We start from the raw sequence: 15987 nt of genomic DNA on the forward strand, positions 1-15987 counted from the left end.
TCCGCCGGGCCCGTCGTCGAGGCGTCTCAGCCGAGACGCGCCTTGAGGTTCTCGCTGATCGCGTCGAGGAACTCCTCGGTGGTCAGGAACTTCTGCTCCGGGCCGACGAGGAGGGCGAGGTCCTTCGTCATCTTGCCCTCCTCGACCGTCTTCACCACGACGTCCTCGAGGGTGTGGGTGAAGTCGATGAGGTCCTGGTTGCCGTCGAGCTTGCCGCGGTGGGCGAGACCGCGGGTCCACGCGAAGATCGAGGCGATCGGGTTGGTGGAGGTGGGCTTCCCCTGCTGGTACTGACGGTAGTGCCGCGTGACGGTGCCGTGCGCGGCCTCCGCCTCGACGACCGAGCCGTCGGGCGTGGTGAGCACGGAGGTCATCAGACCGAGCGAGCCGAAGCCCTGCGCCACCGTGTCGGACTGCACGTCGCCGTCGTAGTTCTTGCAGGCCCAGACGTAGCCGCCCTCCCACTTGAGGCTGGAGGCGACCATGTCGTCGATGAGGCGGTGCTCGTAGGTGAGGCCGGCGGCGTCGAACTTCTCCTTGTACTCGGTGTCGAACACCTCCTGGAACAGGTCCTTGAAGCGACCGTCGTACGCCTTGAGGATCGTGTTCTTGGTGGAGAGGTACACCGGGTAGTTGCGGTCGAGACCGTAGTTGAAGGAGGCTCGCGCGAAGTCGCGGATGGACGCATCCTGGTTGTACATGGCGAGCGCGACGCCGGCGCCCGGGGCCTGGTAGACCTCGAAGCTCTGCGCCTCCCCGCCGTCGTTCGGCTGGAAGCTGATGGTCAGCGTGCCCGGGCCGTCGAAGGTGAAGTCGGTCGCGCGGTACTGGTCGCCGAAGGCGTGACGGCCGATGACGATCGGCTTGTTCCAGCCGGGCACGAGCCGCGGGATGTTGGAGATGATGATCGGCTCGCGGAAGACGACACCGCCGAGGATGTTGCGGATCGTGCCGTTCGGGCTCTTCCACATCTTCTTGAGGCCGAACTCCTCGACGCGGGCCTCGTCCGGCGTGATCGTGGCGCACTTGACGCCGACACCGTGCTTCTGGATCGCGTGGGCCGCGTCGATGGTGATCTGGTCGTCGGTCTCGTCGCGCTTCTGGATGCCGAGGTCGTAGTACTCGAGGTTCACGTCGAGGTACGGGTGGATGAGGGAGTCTTTGATCGCCTTCCAGATGATGCGCGTCATCTCGTCGCCGTCGAGTTCGACGACCGTTCCGTCAACCTTGATCTTGTCCACTGGTTCTCCTGGGGGGGTCTGCCTTTTTGAGCCGTCGACAGCTTACCGGAGAGGGACAACTATCTTGACATCGAGACAGTTTCTCCCGGCGGATGCTCGGCTGGCCGCGACTATGCCGCGGTCACCCGCGCACGTTACCCTTTCGTCATGGCTGAGTTGAGACTGGAAGAGCTGAGCGCGAAGACCGTGGTGGCGGCGAACGCGCTCACGTTGAAGCCCGGACAGGAGCAGTTCATCGCTCCCGTGTCCTACTCGGCCGCGGCCGCCGTCGCGGACCCGAACACGTCGTGGCAGCGCGTCGTCCTCGACGGCGATGAGGTCGTCGGGTTCATCATGGGCGACTTCGACCCCCACGCCCACCAGGAGGAGTTCAAGGCGATCCTCTGGCGCATCAACGTCGACGCCGACGACCAGGGCCGCGGCATCGGCACGTTCGCGGTCCGGGCCCTCGCCGACGAGGCGCGTGCTCGGGGGCACAAGCGACTGCACGTCATCTGGGAGTCCGGCGAGCTCGGCCCGGAGCAGTTCTTCCTCCGCACCGGCTTCAAGCCGATCGGCGAGACGCAGTACGGCGAGACGATTGGTGCCCTCGACCTCTGAGGAGGCGCCGGGCCGCGATCCTGACACGTTCGTCGAGCGCGTGCTCGACGTCGTGGACTCGATCCCCTCGGGCCGGGTCATGACCTACGGGGACGTGGCCGCCGCCCTCGGTTCCCGCGCAGCGCGCATGGTGGGCCAGATCATGGCGTACTACGGGGGCGACGTGCCGTGGTGGCGAGTGGTCCGGGCCGACGGGCGCCCGGCCCAGAACCACGAGCACATCGCCCTCCAGCACTACCGGGCTGAGGGCACGGCGCTCCGGGGAGGCGAGGGCCGGCCGTATCGCGTCGACCTGGCGATCGCCCGGCACCGCCCCTCCCTCTGAGACACCCGCCGCGGGGCGTCGGCGCGACATCATCCCCTCGGACGATGAAGCCCTCAGGTCGATGGTGTTGAATGAAGGTCGTCCACATCACATATCACCGGGAGCCTCCGTGTCACGAATCCGAACCGCCGGACTGGTCGCCTCGGGCGCATCGATCGTTCTGGCCCTGTCCGGATGCTCGGTGGTCTCCGCCTTCACGCCGCACGTGCAGTCGGGCATCTACGACACGGCCAAGGAGTTCCGCGCCGCCGACCAGAAGGCGTTCGGCTCCCCCTCGTTCGTGCCCGACGACGCGACCATCGTCCGGGTCGACTGGGACACCCAGGCGGGCACCGCGATCCTCACCTACAGCTCGAAGACGCACTTCGTGACCGGAACCTGCACCGCGCCCGCGCCCGTCCCGAAGGCGCCGCTCGCCGACAGCTGGTGGCCGGTCGACGGCTTCCCCGCCCAGGGCGTGCAGTGCCCGGGTGGGTGGACGGCGTTCCTCATCGGCGACCAGGTCTACGCGGCGAAGGGCTCCGCCTCCAGCTGACGGGCGTCACCCCGCCGCCGGCGCCTCGGTCGGCGAGCCCTCGATGTCCGTCTCCTCGCGAGCGGAGGTCGCGACGGGGATCGTCAGCTCGACGATCGTGCCCAGCCCCTCCACGGAGCGGACCTCGGCGTGGCCGTCCACCGCCTCCACCCGGTCGCGGAGTCCCTCGAGTCCGCCGCCCGGCTCGATCGCCGCGCCTCCTCGCCCGTCATCCTTGACGGTCACGGTCACTGTCGACCCGTCGCGGGTCACCGTGACCGAGCAATTCCGCGCGCGGGCGTGCTTGGCGGCGTTGGCCAGGCACTCCGACACGCAGTAGTAGATCGTCTCCTCCACCACATCGGGGAGGCGTTCGGGCACCTCCACCGCTACCTGGACCGGCAGGCGGCTGCGCAGCGCCAGCTCGTCGATCGCGGACCGCAGGTCGCCGTCGGTCAGCACCGTGGGGTGGATGCCGCGTGCCAGCTCCCTGAGTTCGCGGAGCGCATCGGCGAGCTGGTCCGAGGCGCGCTGGAGGTCGAGGGCGAGGTCGCCGTCGCCGTGCGCCTCCGCCTTCGCCGTCGCGATGCGCAGGCTGATGGCGAGCGAGACGAGCTGCTGCTGTGACCCGTCGTGCAGGTCGCGTTCGAGCCTCCGACGTGCGAGGTAGCCCTCCTCGACGATCCGCAGCCGCGACTCGCGCAGCTCCTGGATCGTCCGCTCGAGGCGCTCCCGGAGCCGGTCGTTGTCGACGGAGAGGAGCAGCGCGGACGACACGGCGTCGAGCAGGCGGTCGTCCTGACTGAGCGCGACGTCGTGCTCGATCAGGGCGATCGGACCCTGATCCGAGTCGATCGCGAGCGTCGAGCGGCCCGGACGCAGCGCCGCGGGGTCCGGCTCCTGCTGGTGGGGTGCGCGGTCGCCCTCGCTCGTCCGGTACTCGCGCCGGTGCTCGTCCCACCAGTAGACCCGGAGGGAGGGATCGTGCAGCGTCCGCGCGAGGCTCGACTCCCAGAGTCCCCGATCCACCCGGTCGCGGGCCGCGATCACGAGGTCGGCGACCCGCGAGCGCAGGCCGCGCGCGTAGAGCACGCCCGCCACGAAGGCGGGAGGGACGAGCGCGATCGCCAGCGGAGGGATGAACTGGAGCTCGCCGCTGTTCCAGCCCACCGCGAAGCTCACCGATTCCTGCACGGTGCCGTAGCACCACAGGATGAGCGCGAGCGGCATCACGAAGGCGACGCGACGGGCGGGCAGAGAGCTCGTGACCCATCGCACCGCCAGCCGGCCGGCGACCACGAGCATCGAGCCGAGCCCCACGAGCCGCCACGCGATGCCCAGCCAGTAGTCCGCATCGGCGCTCGGCATGACCGCGTACGGATTGGCCGCGCACCCGCACTCGATCGGGGACGGCGACGCGAAGAGCAGGATGCCCGCGAGCCTCACGATGAAGGCAATGGTCACCGTCAGCGCGATGACGCGGTCAAAGCGTGCGACCAGGCGGCCCGTCGGGTAGCAGAGCACCAGGATCCCGACGAGGACGGCCCACAGATCCGTGACGCCCTCGACCCACGGCCAGAGCCAGCCCCACTGCCGGACCAGGGGGTACCACGCGCCCGCCGACCAGAAGAAGGCGGCGCCCACCATGAGCCAGCCGGGAACCGGGCTGCGCACGATCCGCCACGCGACGATCGCCGAGACGCAGAAGTCGACGGCGACCGCGATGAATACGACGGCCCACGTGGCGCCGGAGGGACGGGGGCCGTAGTCGCCGGTGATCGCGCTCAGCGCCTGGGCGACGACGTTGGACGCGAGGGCGACGGTCACCGCCAGCGCGCGGACCCACACTCGCGCGGTCCGCACCTCAGCCGTCCCGGCCGAGGAACCTCAGGACGGCGAGCACCCGGCGGTGACCCTCGGCGGAGTCCTCGACGCCGAGCTTCGCCATGATGTGGCCGATGTGCGACTCGACCGTGCGGAGGCTGAGGTGCAGTTCGCTCGCGATACCGACGTTGGAGCGGCCCTCCGCCATCAGGCGGAGCACGTCGCGCTCGCGCGAGGAGAGCGCCTCCACCGCCGCCTCGGACGATCGCGCCGACACCAGCAGATGGACCACTTCGGGGTCGACGACCGAGCCGCCCGCGGCCACCGTGCGGACCGCGTTGACCAGGGTGTCGGCGTCGGCGACGCGGTCCTTCAGGAGGTAGCCGGTGCCGCTGCCCGCGCTCATCGCGCGGATCGCGTATGCGGCCGTCGTGTACATCGAGAGCAGGAGGATGCCCGCCGTCGAGCCGTCGGCGCGCAGCCGCTCCAGGGCGCGCAGGCCCTCGTCGGTGTGCGTCGGCGGCATCTTGATGTCCAGAACGATCGCGTCGACCGCCCCGTCGCCGCCCACGACGTCGAGCAGGTCCTCGGCCGAGCCGACCGCGGCCACGACCTCCAGGCCGCCGGCGCGCAGGATCTGGCCGATTCCCTCACGCAGCAGCACCGCGTCGTCGGCCACTGCGACGCGGAGCGGGCGGCCCTCCGCCTTCGAACCCCCGGGCACGCGCTTACCCTAGCAGTCAGAGAGCCCCCTTTGAGCCTCCCGGGAGGCTCATGCCAGCAGGCTGAGGATGGCCTCGCCCGTGAGCTCCTCCTTCGCGATGAACCCCTCCGCCCCGGACTGCGCGACCCGCTGCCCGTAATCGCTCACGGACCGGCTCGAGGTCAGGACCACCGCGGCGCCGGTCTCGTGCATCGCCGGGACGAGATCGAAACCGCTGCCGTCCGGAAGGCCCACATCGAGCAGCACGAGGTCGGGCGACAGTCGGCGGCTGAGCTCGACCCCGTCGTGGCCGGAGCCGGCACCCCCGACGACGGAGAACCGCTCCAGCTCGAGCAGCAGGGTGGCCTGTTCGCGGAACCGCACGTGGTCGTCGACGATCACAACGCGGAGGCACATGCCGACATCTTCTCCCGGGCCCGCGGACGCAGCATCCGTGCCACCACGCATTCCGAATGCGGTGACCCCCCGGATGCGGGCCAGCACGCGCAGCGCGACGATATGAGGGAAGCTCACCGGACCCGAATCGGTGGGCCGCGACCGGGAACCCGGCGGCTGATCCAACCCCTCGGTCGCCGGGCAGCCACCGGGGCCCTGCGGGAGAAAGGCTTCCTCCCGCAGGGCCCCTGGGGCCCCGCCGCGGCGGTGCGCCCCGGCGATCCGCCGATCCGCCGCTACACCAGCGAGTCGCGCCAGGCGGCATGCAGCTGGGCGAAGCGGCCCGTGCCGCCGATCAGCTCGCCGGGCGAGCCATCCTCCACGACGCGGCCGTGCTCCATGACGAGCACGCGATCCGCGATCGCCACGGTCGACAGGCGGTGCGCGATGATCACGGCGGTGCGGTCGGCGAGCAGCGTCTGCAGCGCCTCCTGGACGAGCCGCTCGCTCGGGATGTCGAGGGAGCTCGTCGCCTCGTCGAGGATCAGGACGGCCGGATCGGCGAGGAAGGCCCGAGCGAACGAGATCAGCTGCCGCTGACCCGCCGACACGCGGCCGCCGCGCTTGTTCACGTCGGTGTCGTACCCGTTCGGCAGACCCGCGATGAACTCGTGCGCGCCCACCGCGCGGGCGGCCGCCTCGACCTCCTCCCGGGTGGCGTCCGGCTTGCCGAGCGCGATGTTGTCGGCCACGGACCCGCTGAAGAGGTACGCCTCCTGGGTGACCATGACGATCGCTCGCCGGAGATCCTTCGGGTGGAGATCGCGAAGGTCCACGCCGTCGAGCGTCACGGCGCCCCGGCTCGGGTCGTAGAACCTCGAGATGAGCTTGGCCAGCGTCGACTTGCCGGCGCCGGTCGATCCGACCAGCGCGACCGTCTGACCGGCCGGGATGTCGAGCGTGAACTCCGGCAGGATGACGCGGTCCTCCTTGTAGGCGAAGGCGACGCCGTCGAAACGGACGTGGCCCTGCGCCTCCCAGAGGTCGTGCGGCTGGACGGGGTCGGGAACGCTCGGCTCCTCCTCCAGGACTCCCGAGATCTTCTCGAGCGCGGCGGCGGCCGACTGGTAGGAGTTGTAGAACATCGCCATCTCCTCCATCGGGTCGAAGAACCGGCGCGTGTACAGCAGCGCCGCCAGGAGCACGCCGATGGCGAGCTGCCCGTCGGCCACGCGGAACCCGCCGACGAGCAGCACGACGCCGACCGTGACGTTTCCGATCATCACGAGCCCGGGGTCGAAGATCCCGAACAGCTGGATGACGCGCGCGTTCACGTCGCGGTAGTCCTCGACGAGGCCGCCGAACTCCTTCTCGTTGCGCTTCTCCTTGCGGAACGCCTTCACCGCGCGGATGCCCGTCATCGTCTCGACGAAGTGGACGATCAGCTTGGCCGACGCCACCCGCGAGATGCGGAACAGCACCTGCGAGCGCTTCTGGAACCACCGCGTCAGGAGGTACAGCGGCACCAGCGAGCAGACGAGGACCACGCCGCTCAGCCAGTCGATCGAGAACAGCGCGATCGCGATGAACAGCATGTACAGGAAGCCCTGCACGAGCTGGTTGATGCCCGAGTCGAGCAGCTCGCGGATCGAGTCGAGGTCGCTCGTCTGCCGCGAGATGATGCGGCCCGACGTGTACGACTCGTGGAACTCGAGCGACAGCTTCTGGGTGTGGAGGAACACCCGCTTGCGCAGGTCGAGCAGGATCGCCTGGCTGATCCGCGCGCTGAGCACGGTGTACCACGCGATCAGCACAGCGCCGATGACGCCAGTCACCAGGTAGGCGACGCCGGCCGCGGCGAGCGGGAACCAGTTCTGCTTGAGCAGGGCCGGCAAGCCGTTGTCGATGCCGAACGCGATGATCGCCGGGCCGGCGACCTGCGCCGCCGTGCTGACGACGACGACCGCCGCCGTCAGCAGGAGCCGCAGGCGCAGCGGGCGCAGCAGCGACCCGAGGAGGCGCAGGGAGCGCCGGCGGATCTGCCGGCTCTCCTCCGCGCTCAGGTCGTTGCGCTCCTCCCCCTCGACGCCGAGGACGGATGTCGTGCTCACAGGTTCACCTCCTGAAGGAGTTCTTCGTTGTGCTCGTCCTCCAGGCTGGAGATGACGAACCGGTAGTGCTCGCTCGTCGCGAGCAGGTCGTGGTGGGTGCCCACCGCGGTGATCCGGCCGTCCTCGAGGAGGGCGACACGATCGGCCAGCATGACGGTGGAGGGGCGGTGCGCGACCACGAGGGCCGTGGTCGCTGCGAGCACGCGCCGGAGCGCGGCCTCGACGAGCGCCTCCGTGTCGACGTCGAGCGCCGACAGGGGGTCGTCGAGCACCAGGATGCTCGGCGCCGCGGCGACCGCTCGGGCCAGCGCCAGGCGCTGCCGCTGACCGCCGGAGAGGCTGAGCCCCTCCTCGCCGACCTTGGTCTCGACGCCCTCCGGCAGCTCGTACACGAAGCCGGCCTGCGCGATCTCGAGGGCCTCGGTGAGGACGCGTTCCGCCTCGGCCGAGTCCGGGTCGAGGTCGTCCCGCCCGAGCAGCACGTTGTCGCGCACGGTCGCCGAGAACAGGGTGGCGTCCTCGAAGGCCATCGCGATGGCCCGGCGGAGGTCGTACCTGGTCAGGTCGCGCACGTCGACGCCGTCGACGCGGACCGCGCCTCCCGTCACGTCGTACAGACGCGTCGTGAGGGCCGTCAGGGTCGACTTCCCGCTGCCCGTGAGGCCGACGAGCGCCATGGTCTCGCCGGGGCGGACCGTGAGCTCGATGCCGTCGAGCAGGTCCGGGAACCGCTCCGGGGAGTCCTGGTACCGGAAGTGCACGTCGTCGAAGACGAGCTCTCCCTTCGGCTCCCGGATCTTCTTCGGCTCGGCCGGGTCGGTGATCGTGTTGACCTCGTCCAGGACGTCGAAGAACCGGTCGGCGGCGGTCCGGGTGTCGAACGTCATCGAGAGGAGGAAGCCGATCGACTCGATCGGGAACCGCAGCACGGTCGCCGTCGCGAAGAACGCCACCAGCTCGCCCACCGTGAGCTGCCCCTGGGCCGCCAGCCAGACGCCGACGACCAGGCACAGGCCGAAGGCGATGTCCGGCACGAGGAGGAGCCAGAGCCAGATCCCCGCGATCGCCTTCGCCTTCTCGATCTCGGTCCCGCGCAGCTGCTCCGCCTGCGACTCGAACTTCTTGAGGGCGTGCTTGCCGCGGCCGAAGGCCTTCAGCACCCGGATGCCGTGCACCGACTCCTCGACGGCGGTCGCGAGGTCGCCGGCCTGGTCCTGGCTGCGCCGGGCGACGATGGAGTACTTCTTCTCGAAGACGAAGCCGTAGATCCAGAGCGGGATCGACAGCACCAGGAAGATGAGGCCCAGGATCGGGTTCCAGCCGATCAGGATGGCGAAGCCGACGACGATCGTCACCACGTTGACGACGAGGAGGACGATGCCGAACGACAGCCATCGCCGGATCAGGCTGAGGTCGCTCACGGCGCGGGACAGCAGCTGGCCGCTCGGCCAGCGGTCGTGGAACGCCACGGGGAGGTCCTGGAGCTTCGCGTAGAGCGCGTTGCGCATCGTCGCCTCGACGCGGGTACCCGGCGTGAGCACGAACCACCGCCGCAGCGAGATGAAGACCGCCTCCGCGGCCCCCAGGCCCACGACGAGCAGGGCCGCCGGCCACACCGCGCTCGGGTCGCCCGTCGACAGCGGGCCGTCGACGAGCCAGCGCAGCACCTGCGGGATGGACAGCGCGACGAGGCTCGCCAGCAATGCGGCGACCATGCCGAGGACGATGCGCGGCGCCGCCGAGCGGGCGAACGGCAGGATGCGCAACAGCGTGCGCGCCGTGCCCGGGCGCTTCGGGGTCGTGGATTTCTGGGACTGCTGACCGAGTTCAGCCGAGGACATGAAGATTCCGATTTCTCGTGGAGAGCGTCGTGATGCGAGGCGACCCATCGGCGCGGAGACGCGCGCGGTCGCGGGGAGGGACGGCGGACGGCACCCTGCCGGGCCGGCCCGAGGGAAACGTGGCTTCGGCGCCCGTCAGCGGGCGGCCGACCTGGGACCTACCAGGCGGGAACGGGTTCGGCGGGCCGCACGACGGCGGCGACGAGCCCGGACACGATCCACGTCCGTGTGTTCTCGATCGTCGTCATTGCGTCCTCCCAGCCCCGAAGCGATTCCTCTGCGTTGCTGCAACAAGGCAGCCCTACAGGATATTGCCAGGTTCGCCTCGAGCGCAACCCCGGCGCGGGGTCCGCCACCCTGGGGCGAGCCATGAGCACGTCGAAGATCTCTCAGAATGGGGGTCCCGATTGCGGCCCCGTCCGAGTCCCGCGTTGCTACTGTGAGCGCGTGACCGCACCCGAGCCCGCGCCGCTCAGTCGCCGCCGTCGCCTCCACGAGGAGGCCGGAGGCGGACGCTCCGTGCGTCACGGGCGCCTTCGGCGGCGCTCACCGGCGGGCGCGATCGCGGGTCTCCTCGGGGCCGTCGTGTCCGTAGCTCTCGTCTCTGCGGTCGGTGTCGGGACCTTCGCCGTCTTCGACACCGTGCGCAGCATCCGCCCGGCCGTCCACCTTCAGCTCGCCGCCAAGTCGGGCGCCGCACAGCCGGTGCCCGACGTCGCGGCCGCGACCGGTGAGATCAACGTCCTGCTCACCGGGACGGACACCAGAACCGGCCAGGGCGGTTCGTTCGACACCCCCGACGAGCTCGCCGGGAGCTCGGGCGCCGGGAACAACGACGTCACGATGGTGCTCCACGTGGCCGCGGATCACCGGAGCGCCGCCGTGATCAGCATCCCGCGCGACCTCGTCGTGCCGATCCCCGAGTGCATCGCCCCGGGTGGAGGCACGCTGTCCGCCACCACGGACATGTTCAACACCACGCTCGCCCGCGGCGGCCTCTCCTGCGTCGTCGCCACCGCCCAGAAACTGACCGGGCTGAGCATCCCGTTCGCCGCCGAGATCTCGTTCGACGGGGTCATCGCCATGTCGAACGCCGTCGGCGGCGTTCCCGTCTGCCTGGCGACGCCCGTGACGGACCCGTACGTCGGGCTCGACCTGCCGGCGGGCCAGCAGACGCTGGTGGGAGCGGATGCGCTCGCCTTCCTCCGCAGCCGCCACGGCGTCGGCGACGGCAGCGACCTCGGCCGCATCAGCGACCAGCAGCTCTTCCTCTCGGCGCTGATGCGGAAGACGACCAGCGCGGGCGTGCTCTCGAACCCTCTGACCCTCTACTCGCTCGCCCGGGCGGCCACGCAGAACGTCCAGTTCTCCGACACGCTCGCGTCGCCGACCACGCTCGTGTCGCTCGCGCTCGCGCTGAAGAGCATCCCGCTCGACCAGTTCGTGTTCCTCCAGTACCCCGCGGTCACCGACCCATCGGACACCGCGCGCGTCATCCCCGACGACTCGGCCGTCAGGTCGCTCCAGGAGGCGCTGGCGAGCGGCCAGCCGCTCGCCCTGACGGGTCGGACGGGCGTCGCGACCCAGCTCGCTCCAGGAGCGCCCGCGGGCACGGACGCAGGCTCCACGGCGTCACCCGCAGCGCCCGCGACGGGCGCACCGAGCGCCACTCCCTCCCCCGCTCCGACGAGTTCGACGCCGACGCCGACGCCGACACCGACCCCGACGCCGGGTGCCGCAACACTGCCCAGCACCGTCACCGGTCAGACCGCCGCCGAGCAGACCTGCACGAAGGGGAATTGACGCGACCGGTCCGCGTCAGCAGATGCGGATCGACAGGCAGGTGACGCAGCCCTCGAGCTTCTCGAACTCCGAGATGTCGACCTGGATGACGGTGTAGCCGAGGTCCTCCACCAGGGCGACCGACCGAGGCGCCGACGACGACATCAGCACGGTGTCGTCCGAGAGGACGACGACGGCCGTGCCGTGCCTTTCCGGGACCGGCAGGAAGCGCTCGAACACCCGCGGGTCGTCGACGAGCGGCTCGTAGCCGATGACCGTGCCGTCGGGGAGGGCCGTCACCGCGGTCTTGAGGTGGAGCGCCTTCGTCATCGGGACGGCCACGACCGTGTAGCCGAGGTCGCCGGCGATGGCGCGCAGCTGGCGGATGCCCTCGGCATTCGTCCGACCGCCGCGGCCGACGTAGACGGTCGACCCGACCTTCAGCACATCGCCGCCGTCCAGGGTGCCGGGCTCCTCGATGCGCTCGAGGCGCAGGCCCTGCGCCCGGAGGGCCGCCTCCGTCCCCGCGGTCTCGGGGCGGCGCGAGTCGGCGCCCGGACGGGTGATGACCGCGGTGTCGCCGAACACGACGGCGGTGTCCTCGACGAACACGGAATCGGCGAGGTCGTCCGCGCTGGCGACCTCGACCGTCTGCCAGCCGGCCTGGGAGAGCGCCGCCACGTAGGCGTCCCACTGCTGGTCGGCGAGGGAGGCGTCGATCGGCTCGCGCTCGATGTGGGTGACGAGCCCCTCGGAGAGGTTCTTCGCGGGGATGCGGACGAGGGCGATGCGGCGACCGGCGGCGGCGAACAGACTGCCGGACTCGATCGATGCGGCCAGCGCATACCCCACGGTGGGGAAGGCGACGGCGGCGATGAGCCAGAACGCGAGGTCGACGCCGATCAGGAAGAGGGCGGAGTTCTGCCAGGCCGAGTTCGTCAGCCCCGCACCCTGGGTGACGAAGAGGATCACCGTGCCGCCGATCACGCTGAGGACGGCGACCACGACACCGGCGACGATGCTGACCCAGCGACGCTGGAAGGCGCCGATCGCGCCCGCCACGAAGGCGAGGACGAGCAGCAGCAGGGCCGGGTACTGCTGGTACAGCACGGCGTTCGCGAGGATCTGAGCCTGGGGCGATGCGCCCTGCAGCCAGATCAGCACCCCGACCACGAAGACGATCGCCGCCACCGACCCGAAGAAGGCGGTGGCGGCGACCGCGACGGCGGAGACCAGGGATGCGACGAGCCGGCGGCCCCACGAAGACGTCATGGGTACCAACCCTAGCGGAGCCCGGCTATGCGTTTGCTGGCTCGCGGAGGCGCGCCAGGGCGAGCTCCTCGGCCGCCTCGAGGGCGGTGATCCCGCGCTCGTCGGCGGCCTCGAAGATCTCCGTCACGGTGTCCCCGATGCGCTCCACGCGCTCCCGCGTCGCCTCGGCGGACGGGTGCTCCTCGTTCATCATCGACAGGAAGATCACGCCTCCCGCGTTGACGACGAAGTCGGGCGCCCACAGGATGCCGCGGGCGGCGAGGCGCGCGGCGCCGTCCCGGGTGGCGAGCTGGTTGTTCGCGGGCCCCACGACGGCCTTCACCCGAAGCTCGTCGATGACCTCGCCGGTGAGGACGCCGCCGACTCCGGCCGGCACGAACAGGTCGCCCTCGACGCGGTGAGCCTCGGCAGGCTCGACCCAGGCGGCGCCGAGCGTGTCGGCCAGCGCTCGCTTGGCGGGATTCACGTCGGTGACGGTAAGGACGGCGCCTTCCGCGGCGAGGCGCATGGCGATGAGCGAGCCCACGTGGCCGAGGCCGAGCACGGTCACGCGGCGGCCCGACACCGAGCGCATCCCCGTCGCGCGCTCGAGCGTGGACAGCAGACCGGCGTAGACGCCGTTCGCCGTCGCGTCGCTCGGCTCGCCGACGCCTCCCTCCGACGGCGGAAGGCCGCAGACGTGCGCCGTGCGCGTGGCGACGACGGACATGTCCTCGGCGCTCGTGCCGACGTCCTCGGCGGTCATGTAGGCGCCTCCGAGGCTCTCGACGGCGTCGCCGAGGTCGAGCATGATCTCGTAGCGCTCGGTCGCCGTCAGCTCGTGCCCGCGGGGCACGTAGACGACCGTCTTGCCGCCGCCGCGGGCGACCCCCGCCGCAGCGTTCTTGAGGGTCATCCCCTCGGCGAGGCGCAGCGAGTCGGCGACCGCCTCCTGCCAGGAGTCGTACGTCCAGACCCGGCAGCCGCCGAGGGCGGGGCCGAGGACCGTGGAGTGGACCGCGATGCTGATCGTGAAGCCGCTCCGCCTCCCCTTCACGACGTGCAGTGTTTCGTGCGGAAGTTCGCTGGGCAGGACGGACATCGGTGTCTCCTCGTGGGATCGCGGGTGAATCGAAAGGGTCTTGTGGACCGCCGTCCATTCTCCCGCTCCCGGCGGGGAGCCGCAATCGGCGCGCGGCTCAGTGGAAGAAGTGCCGCTCCCCGGTGAAGTACATCGTCACGCCGGCGGCCTGCGCTGCGGCGATGACGTCCTCGTCGCGGATGGAGCCGCCCGGCTGCACGATGGCGCGAACACCCGCCCCGATGAGGATCTCCGGGCCGTCCGCGAACGGGAAGAACGCGTCAGAGGCGGCCACCGACCCCGCGGCGCGCTCGCCCGCGCGGGTCACCGCCAGGTTGCACGAGTCCACCCGATTGACCTGCCCCATGCCGACACCGACCGAGGCGCCGTCGTTCGCGAGCAGGATCGCGTTCGACTTCACGGAGCGGCAGGCCTTCCAGGCGAACTCGAGATCGGCGCGGGTGGCGGCATCGGCCTCCTCGCCGGAGACGAGCCTCCACGTGGAGGAGTCGAAGTCGTCGAAGCGGTCCGAGTCCTGCACGAGCACGCCCCCGGACAGCTGCCGGAACTCGGACGCGGACCGGGTGTAGCCCTCGGGCAGCTGCAGGATCCGGAGGTTCTTCTTGGTCTGGAGGAGCTCGAGCGCCTCCGGCTCGAAGCCCGGTGCGACGAGCACCTCGGTGAAGATGCCCTTCACCGTCTCGGCCATCGCCCGGGTCACCGTCCGGTTCGCCGCGATCACCCCGCCGTACGCCGACACCGGGTCGCACTCGTGCGCCTTCCGGTGCGCGTCGGCGATGTCGTCGGAGACGGCGATCCCGCACGGGTTGGCGTGCTTGATGATCGCGACGGCGGGCTCGGCGAAGTCGTAGGCGGCGCGCAGCGCCGCGTCCGCGTCGACGTAGTTGTTGTAGGACATCTCCTTGCCGCCGAGGAGGGTCGCCTGTGCGATCCCGCGGCCGCGCGGGTCGGCGTACAGCGCCGCCGCCTGATGCGAGTTCTCGCCGTAGCGCAGCGTGTGGGCGAGCTCCGCCTCCACCCGGAAGCGCTCGGGGAAGGCGTCCGTGGAGGGGGCTTCACCGGCGAACCACGCCGCGACGGCGCCGTCGTAGGCGGCCGTGTGCGCGAACGCCCGGGACGCGAGCTCGCGGCGCTGGTCGAAGGTGGTGCCTCCCGCGGCGATCGCCTCGGCGATGCGCGGGTAGTCCGACGGCGAGACGACGATGGCGACGTTCGCATGGTTCTTGGCGGAGGCGCGGACCATCGCCGGTCCGCCGATGTCGATCTGCTCGACGACGTCGTCGCCGACCGCGCCCGAGGCGACCGTCTCGACGAACGGGTACAGGTTCACGACGACGAGCTCGAACGGCTCGATGCCGAGATCCTTCAGCTGCTGCTCGTGATCCGCCAGTCGCAGGTCGGCGAGGAGGCCCGAGTGGATCGCCGGGTGAAGCGTCTTGACGCGCCCGTCGAGCGACTCCGGGAAGCCCGTGACGCTCGCCACATCGGTCACGGCGTAGCCCGCGTCGCGGATGGTGGAGGCCGTCGAGCCGGTGGAGACGATCTCGACGCCCGCCTCGGCGAGCGCCTTCGCCAGGTCGAGCAGTCCGGTCTTGTCGCTGACCGAGATCAGCGCCCGGCGGATCGGGACGACGTCCCGCTCGCGGTACAGGCTGGGGTCGTGACGTGGTCCGCTCATGCTCGGGCAAGCTCCTCGAGGTCGATGTGTCCGTTGGCGATGTCGAGGACGGCCTGGATCAGCAGGCGCCGCTCGACGGGCTTGATGCGCTCGTGCAGCGCTGTCTCGGTGTCGCCGGGCAGCACCGGGACGCGCTCCTGGCTGATGATCGGTCCGGCGTCGACGCCGTTGTCGACCACGATGAGACTCGCCCCGGTCTGGGTGACGCCCGCCGCCAGTGCGTCGCGGACGGCGTGCGCGCCGGGGAACTCGGGCAGGTAGGCGGGGTGTGTGTTGATGAGGGCCGGGGACAGCGTCTCGACGACCCGCGGCGGCACGAGGCGCATGAGGCCCGAGAGGATCACCAGGTCCGGTTCCCAGCGGAGGATCTCCTCCAGCAGGGCGTCGCCCCACTCCTCCCGGCTCGGATACGAGGTGAAGGGCACCGTGAAGGTCGGGACCCCGTACTCCTCGGCGTGCTCGAGGCCGTCGGCTTCGCGGTCCGCACCGACCGCCACCACGCGGGCGGGGAACTCCGCGTCCTCCGAGGCCTCCAGCAACGCGCGCAGGTTGGAACCGCCACCGGAGATCAGGACCACGATCGAGAGCACCCGTCAAGCCTAGCGGGGAGGGCGCGCGG

The 15987-nt window shown here is 70.7% G+C and carries 14 protein-coding genes; 4 read left to right on the forward strand and 10 right to left on the reverse strand.

Features of this window, described 5'->3' with window-relative positions; translation table 11 throughout:
* Positions 1 to 26: 26 nt before the first annotated feature.
* Positions 27 to 1241, reverse strand: a complete 1215-nt coding sequence (locus tag FPT20_RS11780) for an NADP-dependent isocitrate dehydrogenase (protein ID WP_158865494.1) — start codon at positions 1239 to 1241, stop codon at positions 27 to 29.
* Positions 1242 to 1388: 147 nt separating this feature from the next.
* On the opposite strand from FPT20_RS11780, the gene FPT20_RS11785 reads away from it, so the two are divergent.
* The 3 genes from FPT20_RS11785 to FPT20_RS11795 all read left to right on the forward strand — a co-directional run bounded on the left by FPT20_RS11785 (position 1389) and on the right by FPT20_RS11795 (position 2701).
* Positions 1389 to 1841, forward strand: coding sequence for a GNAT family N-acetyltransferase (locus FPT20_RS11785; protein WP_158865496.1), 453 nt, complete (start codon positions 1389 to 1391; stop codon positions 1839 to 1841).
* On the forward strand, positions 1825 to 2166 hold the full coding sequence (locus FPT20_RS11790) for an MGMT family protein (RefSeq protein ID WP_199245752.1): 342 nt from the start codon (positions 1825 to 1827) through the stop codon (positions 2164 to 2166). The genes FPT20_RS11785 and FPT20_RS11790 overlap by 17 nt, the downstream gene beginning before the upstream one ends.
* A gap of 109 nt (positions 2167 to 2275) precedes the next feature.
* Positions 2276 to 2701: a hypothetical protein gene (locus FPT20_RS11795; protein WP_158865500.1), complete on the forward strand. Its 426-nt coding sequence runs from the start codon at positions 2276 to 2278 to the stop codon at positions 2699 to 2701.
* Positions 2702 to 2707: 6 nt separating this feature from the next.
* Here the strand turns inward: FPT20_RS11795 and FPT20_RS11800 are convergent, their stop codons facing one another.
* The 5 genes from FPT20_RS11800 to FPT20_RS11820 form a co-directional block, all read right to left on the reverse strand.
* Entirely contained in the window at positions 2708 to 4543 is a 1836-nt protein-coding gene (locus tag FPT20_RS11800) for a sensor histidine kinase (RefSeq protein WP_158865502.1), read from the reverse strand.
* Between the two features lies 1 nt (position 4544).
* A complete protein-coding gene (locus FPT20_RS11805) occupies positions 4545 to 5228 on the reverse strand; it encodes a LuxR C-terminal-related transcriptional regulator (RefSeq protein WP_158865504.1) in 684 nt (227 codons plus the stop codon).
* Between the two features lie 48 nt (positions 5229 to 5276).
* Positions 5277 to 5624, reverse strand: a complete 348-nt coding sequence (locus FPT20_RS11810; RefSeq protein WP_158865506.1) for a response regulator — start codon at positions 5622 to 5624, stop codon at positions 5277 to 5279.
* Positions 5625 to 5899: 275 nt separating this feature from the next.
* Positions 5900 to 7714 (reverse strand): ABC transporter ATP-binding protein, encoded by a 1815-nt coding sequence (locus tag FPT20_RS11815; RefSeq protein WP_158865508.1) that lies wholly within the window; start codon positions 7712 to 7714, stop codon positions 5900 to 5902.
* Positions 7711 to 9555, reverse strand: coding sequence for an ABC transporter ATP-binding protein (locus tag FPT20_RS11820; RefSeq protein ID WP_158865510.1), 1845 nt, complete (start codon positions 9553 to 9555; stop codon positions 7711 to 7713). Before FPT20_RS11820 ends, FPT20_RS11815 begins: the two co-directional genes overlap by 4 nt.
* A 447-nt stretch (positions 9556 to 10002) precedes the next feature.
* On the opposite strand from FPT20_RS11820, the gene FPT20_RS11825 reads away from it, so the two are divergent.
* Positions 10003 to 11358, forward strand: coding sequence for an LCP family protein (locus FPT20_RS11825; RefSeq protein ID WP_233265494.1), 1356 nt, complete (start codon positions 10003 to 10005; stop codon positions 11356 to 11358).
* Positions 11359 to 11373: 15 nt separating this feature from the next.
* Here the strand turns inward: FPT20_RS11825 and ddaH are convergent, their stop codons facing one another.
* From ddaH to purN, 4 genes are all read right to left on the reverse strand, one after another.
* Entirely contained in the window at positions 11374 to 12609 is a 1236-nt protein-coding gene (gene ddaH / locus FPT20_RS18165; protein ID WP_158865514.1) for a dimethylargininase, read from the reverse strand.
* Positions 12610 to 12634: 25 nt separating this feature from the next.
* Positions 12635 to 13690 (reverse strand): Glu/Leu/Phe/Val dehydrogenase family protein, encoded by a 1056-nt coding sequence (locus FPT20_RS11835; protein ID WP_158865516.1) that lies wholly within the window; start codon positions 13688 to 13690, stop codon positions 12635 to 12637.
* A 97-nt stretch (positions 13691 to 13787) separates the two neighbouring features.
* A complete protein-coding gene (gene purH, locus FPT20_RS11840; protein ID WP_158865518.1) occupies positions 13788 to 15368 on the reverse strand; it encodes a bifunctional phosphoribosylaminoimidazolecarboxamide formyltransferase/IMP cyclohydrolase in 1581 nt (526 codons plus the stop codon).
* A complete protein-coding gene (purN, locus tag FPT20_RS11845) occupies positions 15365 to 15958 on the reverse strand; it encodes a phosphoribosylglycinamide formyltransferase (RefSeq protein WP_158865520.1) in 594 nt (197 codons plus the stop codon). Before purN ends, purH begins: the two co-directional genes overlap by 4 nt.
* Positions 15959 to 15987: the final 29 nt, after the last annotated feature.

Origin of the sequence: Leifsonia sp. AG29 (genome assembly GCF_009765225.1) — a bacterium.
In the GTDB taxonomy this organism is placed as follows: Bacteria; Actinomycetota; Actinomycetes; order Actinomycetales; family Microbacteriaceae; genus Leifsonia.